11 protein-coding genes are annotated in these 14,232 nt (G+C 36.8%); 5 read left to right on the top strand and 6 right to left on the bottom strand.

Annotation, left to right across the window (positions count from 1 at the left end):
• Positions 1 to 8 precede the first annotated feature (8 nt).
• Entirely contained in the window at positions 9 to 2,765 is a 2,757-nt protein-coding gene (locus ACFVQC_RS17100; protein WP_377889515.1) for a DEAD/DEAH box helicase, read from the bottom strand.
• On the bottom strand, positions 2,749 to 4,368 hold the full coding sequence (locus ACFVQC_RS17095) for an SWIM zinc finger family protein (RefSeq protein ID WP_070147003.1): 1,620 nt from the start codon (positions 4,366 to 4,368) through the stop codon (positions 2,749 to 2,751). Before ACFVQC_RS17095 ends, ACFVQC_RS17100 begins: the two co-directional genes overlap by 17 nt.
• Before the next feature lie 158 nt (positions 4,369 to 4,526).
• Between ACFVQC_RS17095 and ACFVQC_RS17090 the strand changes: the two genes are divergently transcribed.
• The 3 genes from ACFVQC_RS17090 to ACFVQC_RS17080 are packed head-to-tail and all read left to right on the top strand — an operon-like array spanning position 4,527 to position 7,966.
• Complete coding sequence (locus ACFVQC_RS17090) at positions 4,527 to 5,018, top strand: zinc ribbon domain-containing protein (protein WP_144505107.1); 492 nt, start codon at positions 4,527 to 4,529, stop codon at positions 5,016 to 5,018.
• Positions 5,019 to 5,023: 5 nt separating this feature from the next.
• Positions 5,024 to 6,574 carry a zinc ribbon domain-containing protein gene (locus ACFVQC_RS17085; RefSeq protein ID WP_377898754.1) on the top strand — a complete coding sequence of 517 codons (1,551 nt, stop codon included), beginning with the start codon at positions 5,024 to 5,026 and terminating at the stop codon, positions 6,572 to 6,574.
• Between the two features lie 12 nt (positions 6,575 to 6,586).
• A complete protein-coding gene (locus ACFVQC_RS17080) occupies positions 6,587 to 7,966 on the top strand; it encodes a zinc ribbon domain-containing protein (protein WP_377898753.1) in 1,380 nt (459 codons plus the stop codon).
• Between the two features lie 209 nt (positions 7,967 to 8,175).
• Here ACFVQC_RS17080 and ACFVQC_RS17075 read toward each other — a convergent pair whose 3' ends face one another.
• Positions 8,176 to 8,478 carry a DUF3910 family protein gene (locus tag ACFVQC_RS17075; protein WP_002144812.1) on the bottom strand — a complete coding sequence of 101 codons (303 nt, stop codon included), beginning with the start codon at positions 8,476 to 8,478 and terminating at the stop codon, positions 8,176 to 8,178.
• A gap of 79 nt (positions 8,479 to 8,557) precedes the next feature.
• Positions 8,558 to 9,433 (bottom strand): cell wall-binding protein EntA, encoded by an 876-nt coding sequence (locus ACFVQC_RS17070; RefSeq protein ID WP_377889505.1) that lies wholly within the window; start codon positions 9,431 to 9,433, stop codon positions 8,558 to 8,560.
• A 677-nt stretch (positions 9,434 to 10,110) separates the two neighbouring features.
• Here ACFVQC_RS17070 and opuD point away from each other — a divergent pair.
• Together opuD and ACFVQC_RS17060 are read left to right on the top strand one after the other, a co-directional pair.
• Positions 10,111 to 11,628, top strand: coding sequence for a glycine betaine transporter OpuD (gene opuD, locus ACFVQC_RS17065; RefSeq protein WP_377889501.1), 1,518 nt, complete (start codon positions 10,111 to 10,113; stop codon positions 11,626 to 11,628).
• Between the two features lie 250 nt (positions 11,629 to 11,878).
• On the top strand, positions 11,879 to 12,013 hold the full coding sequence (locus tag ACFVQC_RS17060; RefSeq protein ID WP_002068447.1) for a hypothetical protein: 135 nt from the start codon (positions 11,879 to 11,881) through the stop codon (positions 12,011 to 12,013).
• 153 nt (positions 12,014 to 12,166) lie between these two features.
• Here ACFVQC_RS17060 and ACFVQC_RS17055 read toward each other — a convergent pair whose 3' ends face one another.
• Positions 12,167 to 13,468, bottom strand: coding sequence for a glycosyltransferase family 2 protein (locus ACFVQC_RS17055; protein ID WP_377889498.1), 1,302 nt, complete (start codon positions 13,466 to 13,468; stop codon positions 12,167 to 12,169).
• Positions 13,465 to 14,220 (bottom strand): diguanylate cyclase domain-containing protein, encoded by a 756-nt coding sequence (locus ACFVQC_RS17050; protein ID WP_377889496.1) that lies wholly within the window; start codon positions 14,218 to 14,220, stop codon positions 13,465 to 13,467. The genes ACFVQC_RS17055 and ACFVQC_RS17050 overlap by 4 nt, the downstream gene beginning before the upstream one ends.
• Positions 14,221 to 14,232: the final 12 nt, after the last annotated feature.

Here is a 14,232-nt window from a genome sequence, read left to right as displayed (position 1 = left end):
TATCCACTTTATACGCCAAGTAATTCTTTTAGTTCGTCTGTTGATAGTTCGGTCATCCAACTATCGCTTGTAATGACGGCGTTGTTTAATGATTGTTTTCGTTCTAACATTTCATCAATTTTCTCTTCAAGTGTTCCTGTTGTAATAAGTTTATGAACGTGAACGAAGCGTTTTTGACCGATGCGATAAGCACGGTCTGTTGCTTGGTTTTCTACAGCTGGATTCCACCAACGGTCATAGTGAATGACATGGTTGGCAGCAGTTAAGTTTAATCCTGTTCCGCCGGCCTTTAACGATAAGATGAAGATGTCATACGTTCCGTTTTGGAACTGCTCAATCATCTTGTCACGCTCTTTCTTTGGTACGCTCCCGTTTAAGAAGAGGACGCGCTGACCAAATGTTTCTTCTAACATACTTTTTAGCATGTTCCCCATGCCAATGTACTGAGTGAAGATTAAGCAACTTTCATTTTGGTCTTTTATATTTTCGATGAGCTCCATTACCGTTTTTGTTTTCATAGAGCGTTCGACGATATTTTGTGGTTCTTCTTCTTTCAAATAAAGGGCTGGATGGTTACAAATTTGTTTTAGCTTGTTCAGCATAAGTAATATAAATCCGCGTCTTTCAATTCCGCTTAATCCTTCTACATTTTGCAATGTATCTTGAACAAGTTGTTCGTATAAGGAAGCCTGTTCACCAGTTAGTGGACAATAAGCTTTCTGCTCTTGTTTATCTGGTAAGTTTAATGCGACTGTTTGATCTTTCTTCGTACGACGCAGTAAAAACGGCGAGATAAACCGCTGTACTTGCTGGATTTTTCCTTCATCGCGGTCCTTTTCAATCGGTGTGACGAAGCGGCGCTGGAATTGTCCTAAACTTCCGAGATACCCATGATTGATAAAGTCGAAAATAGACCAAAGTTCAGCAAGTCGGTTTTCCATCGGTGTACCGGTCAAAGCAATTTTATGATTTGCTTGTAAGTTTCTTACTGCTTTCGACTGTTTCGTATGTGGGTTTTTTATATTTTGTGCTTCGTCTAAAATAACAGCGTCCCAGCATAACGTACTAAGCTCTTCTTCATCAAGCTGAGCTAATGCATAAGAAGTTAATATAACATCTGCTGATTGAAGAAAATCTTTAAATGACTCATCCTTAGCTCGGTTACTACCATAATGTAACTGAACACGTAAACTTGGTGCGAAACGCTCAAATTCTTTTTGCCAATTTCCAAGGACTGATGTCGGTGCCACAATTAATGCAGGACCTGTTTGGAGATTGTTTTCTTTAGCGTATAGTAAGTAAGTTATCGTTTGAATACTTTTTCCGAGTCCCATATCATCGGCTAATAATGCTCCAAATCCAAGCTTTCGTAAGTATAGCAACCATTCAATCCCGTGTTGTTGATACGGGCGGAGTGTTGCTTGTAGCGAAGATGGTGTATCTACTTTTGGAATATCTCCAATGTGCAGAAGCTTTTGGAAAAGTTCTTCATAATATCCGTCTAGTTCGATTTCAATATCGCTAAACGGACTATCGTCTTCTACAATTTCTGTTTCCGCCGTGCTAGATAAATGTTGCTGCAACACGTCTTTCATTTCTAGTCCATATTTATCGGCACGGTGCATTAGTTTTCTTACTTCTTCAATAAAGGCAGGATCAAGTCTCATCCATTGACCATTTAAATTGAAAAGACGTTTGTTCTGCTCAACGAGTTCGAAAAATTCGCTTTCTGATAAATCAATTCCGTCCGTTGAAATGCGCCAGTCGAAATTAACGAGCGTATTCATGCCGAAGAAAGACTGTGTTTGTGCTGTACTTTGCTTCAGCTGTACACGTAACCTTGGTTTTGTTGCTTTTAAATTTTGCCACCATGATGGTAGTAGAATTGTAATACCTGCTGCGAGTAATTCATTACTTGCTTCGGTTAAGAAGTTCCAAGCTTCCGTTTCAAAGAGTTCTTCTCGGAACTTGTCGTCCTCTTTTAGCCACGGTACGAGCTTACTGAATCCTTCTTGTGTTTCAAGAATCCGTTCTTCGTAATCGTGCCATCGTTTTGGCAAGGAATCGATACTTTCATATACATATATGCGATGCGCACCACGTTTTGGTGTAACGATTGTTTCAAGCTTCCACATTTCAAGTTCTTCTTGCGGTTCTTGTAGTCTTAAGCCGACTGTAAATGGAAGGTCATCTTCAATGTAGCCAATTTTCCGAAGCCAATCTTCTTCATGTAGTGCTGCTTCCAATTGCCTTTTTGTAAAGTCGTAATGTTCATATAGTCTCTTTGCATCTTCCCATCCGTCATTTGAGCGAGCATCTTGCAAAATACTTTCGTTCACAGCGGCAGAGAAAAGCGATGCTAACATGCCATCTTCAATTGAGGTATTCTGAACTTTCCAAGATGGCTGCTGAGACCAATGCTTCATGTCAGGTGCGAAGCTGCCACTGACGAAAGCGTCCCATAATTCACTTGCGTCCTTTGTAAGTGCCGTAATAGGACCGTTCATTTGCATATTTGCAAATGAATTCATCGGTTTATTTGCGATGTATTCAAATGCCTGTGCATTCGTTAACATAACGCCTTGTTTTCCCTCATACGTTGCTTCTTTTAAAAACGTTCCGTAGAAGGAAGTAGAGTGCCATGCGAATGCATTTTTTTTCCAAGTTGCTACGGATAAGAGCGTACCGCTATCATCTTCTCCCCAAAGGAACCAACCTTGACTAACGTGCTGGAGCCTAATTGTTACTTCAGTTTGTATGATCATCGATTAATTTTCCTCTCCGTAATTCCTCTTGTAGTGCACGCAGACGTGAATGTAAGTTAGCGATATGAATAATGAAAGCATCCCATTCATCAGTTCGTTTCAGTCGTTTATAAAGCATACGTAATTTCTTTAAGTAACGAACGGCACGTTTATATGATTTGCGATTTCGCTCTTCAATTGCTTCAATTGCGGCATGGTGATAAAGAGGAAGTGCTGCTTCGGGCGCCTCTTTTTCAATATCTTTCAATGGTTCTTTCAAAAGTTCGATTACTTCGAAGCCATATAAGAGCTGAAGCTCCGTCCATGCATGGTATTGTTTCTTCGCAAGTACATATTGTTCATAATTTGTGAAACTATACGGTAATAGTTCTTGTAAAATCATTTCTAATCCCGCTTGTTCATTCGTATGCGTTGCATATGTCTCATACATCATCACAAATAATCGAACGATATCTTGTATGAAGACGGTATTCTCTTGTTCCGTTATCGTTTCTTTTACTTGTTTATAAGTAAAGGAAAGCCAGCTTTTAGCACGGTCCCACTGCATCGCACTTAATAACTCTTCTAACCAATAGAAGTAAAGGCTCACAACAGAAGCAGGCTGTTTTTTGAGTAATTCCATTGCCGATAAGTCTTCATTATTTAAAAAGAGCAGATGAGAAGATGCTAATGCTTTGGAAAGTGGATTGATTTTAGTATCGATTCGTTTTTCTTCTTCTTGTAGCTGCTCTTCTGTTCTTAACAGTTCACCCCATACGTGACGATAAATGAAGAATCGCTCTTGTGTATAGGCATCGGTAGAGAAGAATGCTTCATGTATGAGCCGCGCTGTTTCTTGTAAAATCGGTTTGGATTCTTCTGGAATCTCCTCTGTTTTTAGGTCCCTAACGGTAGATTCAACTTTATCAACGAATAGGCGAACGACGTTAACTGGTTGGTGATAAGAATATAGTTTGTTTGCTTCAAATTCTTGAATTTCTTCTAATAATTTTTGAAAGCAATAAAGTGCCGCGTGCAACTTAAATAATTCATGAATAGCAACGATGCGCGGAGCTTTCCGTTCTAATTTTGTATAGAAGTCTGTAAAAAGACTCATAAGAAAATACATTTGTTTATAAGTGAGCCGCGCTTGTTCTTTTTTAAATGATTCATATTCATTTTCAAAGTATGTTTGCCAACTTTTATAATCCATTTCTTCAAAAGCTGATGATTGCAATACTTGTCGTGCAGTTCGAATAGGAGGAAGAGAAGGTTTTGTATTATTTTTGAATAAAGTTAATACATCTCCTACCTGCCCAAAACTAGAAGCTGCAGATAGTAACACAGCAAGCATATGCTGACATTGCGTTGGCGCGAAGCAATCGCAATAGCTTTCAGTGACATTACGAATCGGGATGTGAACGCTATATACACTGCCTTCAGCATTTACAGTTCCGGATAGCGTATAGCCATCAAAGTCAACGTTATAGACAACACCACTACGATATAGGTGCCGAGCTGTAGCGACATGCTCCTGATCAGCAACTTGCTGTGGATCAAGCCCTTGAACGAACTCATTCGCAATCATCATAATTTCATCTTTCGTAATTGAGTCTTGCAGCATAATATTCCTCCGTACACAGATTTCTTTCCTTTACCATTATAAACAAAAAATGCTCAAAACAGAAAAAATGAAATTATAATTACACAATTAGAAAATCATGGTAATATATATAATGTTAATTTTGTATATTACTATATATTTATAGGGGGAGAAAACATTTGTCAGATTTACAGACGAAATTAGGTAGTGGAATGAATAAGTTACAAGAGGGAATAGAACAAGGAAAGCAGAAGTTGCAAATTGCACAAGAAATTGCTCAGTTGAAAAAAGGAATGCAAGTGCAAATGCAGAAAAAAGCAGAAGTTTTATTAGAGCTTGGACAACAGGTATATGTCCAACTAAGAGGAAACGGAGTAAATGAAGCGAGTTTAAAAGAAGTGATTGCTCCAATTCAAGAGTTTGATGTTGCTATTTATCAAGCGAGAAAACGAATAGTTGAATTGCAAAAACAACAAGGCGAGAAAGCTACTTGTGAATGTGGTGGGTCTTTATCAATAAATGATAAGTTCTGTGGTTCATGTGGAAATCCTAACCCGATGTTAGCGGTAGAAAGTAATAGTGAGAAGGAAAATTGTATTACATGTAATGAGTATATTGATAAAAACTCTACTTACTGCCCGGTTTGTGGAATTAAGCAAAGTGGGGAGTGAATAAGATGTATTGTCGCACGTGCGGAAAACAACATGGTGAAGAAGTGAATTATTGTCCTAATGAAGGAAGTATGGAGATTTCAGGGGCAGTAGATACGGTAATGTTAGAGCAAGATACTGCTAAATATTGTAGAGGTTGCGGTAATGAAAATGCTCAGCAAAATGTATATTGTCAAAAATGTGGGCATTCTTTATTTGTTGTTAAGCAAAAAGAACAAATCGTAAAATTACCTACGATGGATAGTGCTCCTAAAGTTGCATTTACAGCAGATAAAGCAACTTTCAAAACAGGTTTAATTGGTGGGGCTATTGCAAGTGTTCTCATGTTAGTTGCTGGCTGGATTGGAAGTTTATTATTTGCTTCTATATTAAGTGAGATGTTTAGCAATCTTATGAAAGAACTGGAAATGCTACCAAGCTTCTATGCAAGCGCAACTTCTACGCTATTAAATTATCATTTGCTTGGTTTTACAGCCGGTGATGATAGTGGATTGATGTTATCTTTATCTTGGCATACTCCATTTGTTTTATTATTAATTGTTCCATTCATTATTTTAGCTGGTACGGGAATATGGTTAGGAAAACAACGTGTTGCGAAGACGATTAAGGATCAAATTTTTGTAGCAGCAACAGTCGGTATTATATATGGAATCTTTTTACTTATTATAAGCTTTGTAGCATCACAATCTTTTGTAATTCCATTCTCAGATGCAGGTAAGATAACAGTTGGTTATTCAGCTGTAAAGAGCTTCCTAAGTGGTTTTGTATGTGGAACGTTATTCACTTTAGTAGGATTTATTGTTCATACAAGCAAAAACAATATGGCAGCAGCATTTCAAGAGTTAATGCCATATGGGGCATCTATTTATTATGGGATTTCAGCTATGTTAAAAGGACTTTTAGTGACAGCGGTAGTAACGTGTATTTTAGCTATGGCGTTAGTAAGTAACGAAGAACGTATTGAACCGTTAAAAGAAATGAAAGCTTCAAAAACGCAAGGTGTATTATTAGCACTAGAATTAACACCTCAATTATGGAGTATGGCTCATTTTTCTCCGTTAGAAGTATCAAGTCCAGCATTTGATCGTGAATTTAAAGGAATTAGTAAGAAATCATCTGATAACAAAATGGCCTTTTCATTCGTATCAGGCATTTCTGTAAATGGGATTGGGATGAAAGATATAGTGATTGCACAAAGAGGAACGCAGGAAGATATTGCTGAGGTTGATGAAGTAAATAGCAGCTTCCATTATGGTTTATTATTACTTGTGATCCCGTTCTTCTTTATGTTTAGAGCAGGTAGGAAATTAGCAGGATTACCGACCACTAATATATACATTACACTAGCGGTATGTAGCGGTTCTTATACAATTATGATGATTGTAATGAACATAATTTCTAAGTTCCAAATTGATGTGTCTGGAAAGGTAATGAATGTATTTGGAGCGAGTGGTACTGTATTATCTATGCAAAATTCATTTGTATATTTAACTTTGTTTAGTTTTATTGTGACATATGTAGCGGCATTGGCCGGAATGAAATTAGCGAAAAAGTAGGGGGAGAGTATATTGAAGTTTTGTGGAACATGCAATAAACAAGTCGCAGATCAATTGAACTTTTGTCCTGATTGCGGAAGTAAAGTAGAAGAAATCGCTGATCAAACAGCTTCTTCTCATTCAGAAATGCGGAGTGAAACAAAGCCAGTGAAAAGTAAGAAAAACATGTTTTTACTTATAGGTTTTGTCATTGTTTTTGCTATTTTGTTTGGCGCATATAAATTCGGTGCAAGCAAGTTTTCGAAGGAAAAGCAAGTAAATGCAATGATCGAAGCATTCCAAAATAAAGATGTTAATGCAATCGATGAGATTTTGAAAGTAGACGATCCAACCTTAAAGGTTAAGACAGAAGATATTAAGGCGTATATCCGTTATTTAAAAGAAAATCCTTCTTATAATAAAGAACTGTTATCATATTTGCAAAGAGAGACAGTAGATCAAAAGTTAGCAAGTGATAAAGCATCTTTTAAAGATGGGAAAATTATAGAAGACGGGAAAGAGTGGTTCTTATATCCGAAGTATAAGTTCAGCATGAAATCGTATTACATGAATGTTAGCACAACTGCAAAGAATGCTGAAATATATGTGAATGATAAAAAAGAAACAGAGCTTTCCAGTGATAAAACTTCGAAAGAATTAGGTCCATACTTCCCGGGTACTTATGTTGTAAAGGCAAAGGCGAAGACAGAACTTGCTGAATTAGAGACAGAAAAAGAAGTGGATTTAGCAGATGAAAAGAATGGGACAGTAGAAGTGAATTTATCACTTGAAGGAAATTATGTAACCATTTCATCTGATGAAAATGATGCAACTGTATTTGTTAATGGCAAGAAACGCGGGAAGTTAAATTACGGAAGTTATAAACTTGGTCCTGTACCGACGGATGAAACGGTAGAAGTACATTTAGAGAAAAACGCTGAATTTGGTGTGATGAAATCTGAAAGTATTAAAGTTGGAGATCAAAGTACATATTACTTAAAGTTCCCAAAAGAAGCTTCTAGTTCAGCGGTTGGAGATTTTGTACAAAATCATATTTATAATAACGTACGTGCAATTGCATTAAACGATTTTAGTTTAATTGAAAATGATTATGATAAGAGCGGGAAATCGTATAAGGAAGACCGTGATTACTTACAATATCTACAGAAAAAAGGAATTACAGAAGATTTATTGACAATGAATATTCGCAATGTAGAACGTCAAAGTGCGACGAAATATAAAGTAACGACATATGAAGAATATCATATTCGTTATGGTGATGGCTCTGTGAAATTCAAGAGTTTTAATAATGATCATATCGTTACTGTTAATGGAAATGGAAAGCTGTTGTACCATTCTCTTGGAGCAAATAATACGCTGAAATCAGAGGGAATATCGGGTCCGACTCGTTAACAAAAAAGAGAGGCTGTTCAATTTTGAACAGTCTCTTTTTTGTAGCGCCGATATTGTCAATCTTTGTCGGTAAGTCGATATTTCATGTCGAACCGTTGATATATTGTAAGTTATGATAGATATAATTTCCTTTACTAATGTCCAACAAGGAAAACTAGAAAAGGATGTCACCTAGTTGAACTTTTTTGCTAGGTGACATCCTTTTTTGATTAGAAGCGCGCTTCCTTTAATACCTCTTGTACATATGGATCGTTTAATATTTGTTCTATGAGCGGTAGCATTCCTTGCTCGAATGGAATATCAATAGGGAATGGCTTTTGAGAGCCTAGTTTTATTCCGTATTGTACGAGTTTGTAATGTGTATTTTCTTCATGGCCAAGCACAATTAATTTATAGCGATTGTCATCGTTTGCTAGTGAGAAGTCAACTGCGATTGCATCATATGTTACATCATCTTTATATATGTACGGTTTTGGTGTACCGACCCAGTCTACTTTTGCTTGTATATTCATTGGTATAACCTCCTTATATGTATTATAAAAAAATAAAAGCCAGCTCTCAACAAAGAGAACCGGCTTTAGCAGTCATTGGTTATTTTAAAATTTTCACTTTAACAGTTTTGCGTCCCCATTTGTTAGCAGCGCTATCTGATCCAAGTAGAATGTCGATACGGTTACCTTTAATTGCACCGCCAGTATCACCAGCGATTGCTTCTCCATAACCTTCTACCCATACTTTAGATCCTAACGGGATTACTTTCGGGTCAACAGCGATCATTTTCATGTTTGGGTTCGCTGTTAGGTCATGACCCATTGCAGTTAATACACGGCCGCCGTATGTGCCACCGTTTTCGCTCGGATGAGCTGTATATGCTGTAGCTACAACAGTTAACTCACGACCATTAGAAGGTTCGCTAGTTTCAGCAGCTTTCACAGCAGGCTTAGCAGCTGTTTTTACTGGTGCAGGTACTTGAGCCTTAGCTGGTGCTGCAGCTTTAGCAGGAGCAGGCGTTTCTTGTTTCTCAATAACAGGTGCTGTACCTGTTAAGAAAGGAACATGAACATAAGCCGTTTTCCCGTTATATTCAAATTGTAACCACTCATTTTGTACTTGGTTCGTTGTTTCGATCATATCGTCTTTCTTAAGCGTTCCAAGAATTTCTGAGTTTGTGTTCGCTTCAGCACGTACATTTAATACGTTAGCTGTTACATAGTAAGAGTTCTTTGTAAACTCTGTACTTACGAATGCGTCTTTACCATCTAATTTGATTTGTGACCATCCGTTTTCTGTATTTAGAACATCTAATTTATGACCATTCTGTAATTTACCGACAACTTTTGATTCAGTAGTAGGGTTTTCTCGTACGTTTAGTACGTCTGTTTTTACAACAGTTTCTGCGTTAGCAGATGCGGTGAAAATCCCAAGACCAAAAACTGCTGCTGTTGCTATTCCAATTAATTTTTTCATGATAGCCTCCATTGCGTTTGTTTTCGTGTCCTCATTATAGCAACAGATTTTTTCGGATTTTGGGAAAACACACAATTACAAACCATTCGTAATAAGTCGTTAACAATTTGTAATATAGCTAGAATTAGAGGAAAGCGTTTTTCATTCCATATAATTAGTAGGTTTCTAGTTATATTCAAAATATTTAATACAACATAATTTTTTCGGTGTAAATAAGAATGTTACAAGAGTATTACGTAATGATTACTATACAGTTACATTCCTTGAGTATTTTACCGTTTTATGGGTAATATAGTTATATAAACATAAACATCTCGTTTGTGAAGTTATAAACACGCGCTATATACTAGCAAAAAAACCGCATAATTGTTACAAGAAGAAAGGGTTGTAAAGAATAAATCTGCCCTTTTTTAAAACTGTAACACATCCTTTTTTGGGAAAATCTCTTCCCATCCGCATTTTTCTCACACAATTTGACAGTAGTATTCCAATCTTGTAGCTCTTGCAGAGTGAAAAGGTTGTACGGAAGGTAAGGCTGTCCATAAGAACTCTAATTGGTGAAGGCAAACTTGAGAGAGCCGAAAGAAAATCACCACAAAAACTATGGTTTTCTATCCGATTTAACATATCGGAATTTATGATATTTACAAGAAATGAAACATACGAAGGGGGATTTGATGAGGAAACTGACGAAAACATTTATTGTCTCATTAACATTATGCATTGCATTTACACTTTGGGGGATTATTCCCGAATCTATTATTGGAAAAGGTAGCTTAGGAAATGTAACGACTGCAATTCAAGCTGCGTTAGTTAGTAAGTTTGGATGGTTCTATATTATTTCCGTTTCTATTTTCTTAGGAATTGCTATTTTCTTAATTGTTTCTAAGTACGGTTCGATTCGTTTAGGTAAAGATGATGATGAACCTGATTATAGTTATATGACATGGTTTGCTATGTTATTTAGTGCCGGTATGGGAATCGGTTTGGTTTTCTGGGGCGTTGCAGAACCGTTGAATCATTTATACACACCTCCGTTTGGAGAGGGTGCGACTGAAGAGAGTGCACGTCTTGCACTTCGTTTCTCATTTTTCCATTGGGGATTACATCCATGGGGATTATATGCACTTGTAGCATTATGTATTGCGTATTTTACATTTAGAAAAGGAAGAGCAAGTACAATTAGTGCGGCAGTGGGTCCACTATTTAAGGGCGGTGAACATGGCCGTATTGCCCATATGTTTGATGTTCTAGCTGTATTTGCGACAGTATTTGGTGTGGCGACATCATTAGGACTTGGGGCAAAGCAAATTGCGGGTGGTGTTAGTTATTTAACATCCATTCCCAACTCATTATCGACACAGTTAGTAATCATCGGAATTGTAACTGTTCTTTATATGTTATCTGCGCAAACAGGACTCGATAAAGGAATTAAATATTTAAGTAATGCGAATATTATTTTAGCGTTTGCACTTATGATAATTGTATTATTTGCAGGTCCAACAAACTTTATTATGAATTATTTCACTTCAACAATCGGATCATACATTCAAGAATTACCAAGTATGAGTTTCCGTTTAAGTCCATTAAATGAAGGCGGAAATCAATGGATTCAGTCATGGACAATTTTCTACTGGGCATGGTGGATTGCATGGTCACCATTCGTAGGTACGTTTATTGCCCGTGTGTCACGCGGGCGTACAATTCGTGAATTTGTTATTGGTGTGTTACTCGTACCAACAGTAATTGGTGCGCTTTGGTTCTCTGTTTTCGGAGGGACAGGTATTCATATGGAATTGTTCGACGGGGCGAATATATATGGCCAAATTAAAGAAACGGGCACAGAAATAGGATTGTTTGCTATGTTAGACCAGATGGGTAGTATGGGACCGACTTTATGTGTGTTAGCTATTTTACTTATTTCAACATTCTTTATTACATCGGCAGACTCCGCTACGTTTGTTCTAGCGATGTTAACGACACATGGTAGCTTAAACCCACCAAATCGTATTAAAATGGTTTGGGGTATTGTCCTAGCAGCGTTAGCTTCGATCTTATTGTATGTCGGTGGATTAGAGGCGCTACAAACAGCGTCGATTATTGCGGCATTCCCATTTGTATTTGTTATTTTCTTTATGATTGCAGCACTATTTAAAGAGTTGCAAAAAGAAGGGCGTATGAAACAACATAAATAATAGAAGGAAAGGGGCTGATTTTATGTCAGCTCCTTTTTAAATGCAAATATTAGGAAAAGTGTGGATAGCTGTAGTTTAAAAAGAAAAATCGATATGGTTCGACAATATCCGATATTTTACACATTATATTCATATTTTTGACAAAAATATGTCGGAAATGTGTTGTCACTTTTATGTATATGTGCTATATTATTTCCTGTAAGCGATTTCAAATAGTTTTAAATCGCATTCAAGGGGGACAACTAGAATAATGAAACGTTACGAAAGAAAGTGGAAGCATATTTGCTTGAAACGTGTGGCACATCGAAATGCCCAAGAAAGCACGGAACCGAAGACTGAAACTCGTAAAGAGCATCAAGAGAAGCAATTGGTTCTACAAAAATAGCAATCACTTTTTCGTATATAAATGAAGGTCGATCGTTCGTTGGGGGATGGACGTGAAATAACTTTCTGCTAAGGGGTATTGTCTGATATATAGTATTACGGTAAAAAATAAGCACAGAGCATACGGCGCTCTGTGCTTATTTTTTAATGAAATCTATTTTTCTTTTTTAAATCGTACTGTTTTATCCCAACCAATTACTTGTTTTTTGCTCTTTGCGCGTAAGTAAAGAATGAGACTGCGAATAAACAAATACGTAAAGAGCTGTGCGTACGTAAAGTACATAATGACGCTTATGAAAATGTTGGTCGGTGTAAAGGTTCGTTCGACGCTCTGGGCACTAAATAATTGAGAAACATATGTAATATATGCGACATACCACATAAATAGTAATGGAATGCTATATTGAATTTGGAATATGCCGAGCAGTCCAATTACAAACCAAACGTTTGAAATGATTAGGAATAGCCAAAATATGACATACACTAAAACTTGTTGTAAGGAATGGACGAGAAGTTTTCCTTTAAAGAAGCTTAACGAAGAAAACATTTTTTCTAAAATGTATAAGTTTCCTTGAAGCCAACGTGTACGCTGTTTAATAAGAATTTTTAAATGCTCAGGTTCTTGTTCCCATGTAATCGATTCTGGGACGATTGGTAAGAGATAGCCCTTTTGGGTAATTCTTAATGTTAATTCGGCATCCTCTGCGATTGCATAAGGGTCATAGCCGCCAAGTTCTTCTAATGCAGAACGACGAAGAAGCATGTTTGTTCCGGTTAGTGAACCTGTTTGGAATAATAGCCAGCGTCCAGATTGCATAAGGAGCTGAAAAATTTGAAATTCTAATGAAATCATTCGTGTAAGCCAATTTCTTTTTTCATTTACTGTACGAACGTGTCCAACTGCCCCAACGGCATCCTGGGTTGTTTCAGCATGTTCTACGAGCATTCGCAGTGCATGTGGTTCAGGTTGATTATCTGCATCATAAACACAGAAATATTCACCGTCCGAAATGCTAAGGCCGTAGTTTAATACACGCGATTTTCCTTTCGGCTCGCCAGGTGGTACACGAATGTGATGAATATGAGCATAAGCTTTGTCGAAATCATCGCCAATTTCAGGTGTTTCATCTTGAGAGTTATCGTTTAATAAATAAACGTTTAGTTTGCCTGGGTATTCAATCTTTGCCATTGCTTCTAATGTATCTTTAATAACAACCCCTTCATTATGAGCGGGTATTAAAATATCTACACTTGGATAATGTTCCAGCGTACGATCTTTTCGTTTACTATTTCGATGAATTAAGCCCGCAATTGTTAAGAAAGAGTAATAAACGAGTAAAGCAGAGAATAGAAAGGCGGTAAAAATCAATACATATTTAATTGAAAATGTGATGCTGATCCAGAAAACGAGTACGCAGAACAGAAGGAATAAAAGGAGTATAACGAGTGTCATCATAATAATGTCGGTCCTTTGTTTCCAATTTGCTCTCGTGAAATTTTCATGTCTTGGATTGCCTCATTAGCAAGCCATTGCTCCATTTTTGGCTTTAGGCGGTTCATTACAATATCAGCACCGGCTTCATTTGTGTTTTGTAGTAAAATAACCAGTGTATTGCTGTCGTATTCAGCAGCAAGGTCAAAGTCATTCCTTACCGTTTCAACTAATAATGAAGCTACACGATCCATGACACTTTCCTTCGTATATTTACTAAAGGAAGTGAAATCAAAGAAAATGATAATGCCTGTTTCATTACGACGATTCATCGCAGTTGTTAATAAAGCTTGTCGTCTTTCGAATTCTTGTCTTGTTAATAATTTTGATTCTCCAATGTATTGCTCAAGCACTCTCACTCGTTCAGTTAACTCTTTATTTTTAAGGATAACCTTTTTTAATAAATGGGTTGAAATATAAACAATGAAGAAGTTAGCTGCCATCAGGAAGTGGGTAATAATATATTCCCATTGATCTGATGTACTCCATAAGTGAAGCCATGCTTGATAAAATAAATAGAATACTGAAATGATTGTTCCCAGTATGAAGAAAATAAATGCTGTTTTATCAGCTAAAAATAGGAATAGTACATTTATGATGACATATATAATTGTAAAAATGAGCGCGTGCTCATATTTCGTCACATGTATAGTAGTAAAATAAAATAAAATTTGTAAAATCCACATAGAGAGGACTTTATAAGACTTATCTTTCACGAAACTTTCCTC

It is taken from the genome of Bacillus sp. NPDC057893 (assembly GCF_042796455.1).
GTDB lineage: Bacteria > Bacillota > Bacilli > Bacillales > Bacillaceae_G > Bacillus_A.
Note: the sequence above shows the minus strand (reverse complement) of the source record. Positions and strands in the feature narration are given on the sequence as shown.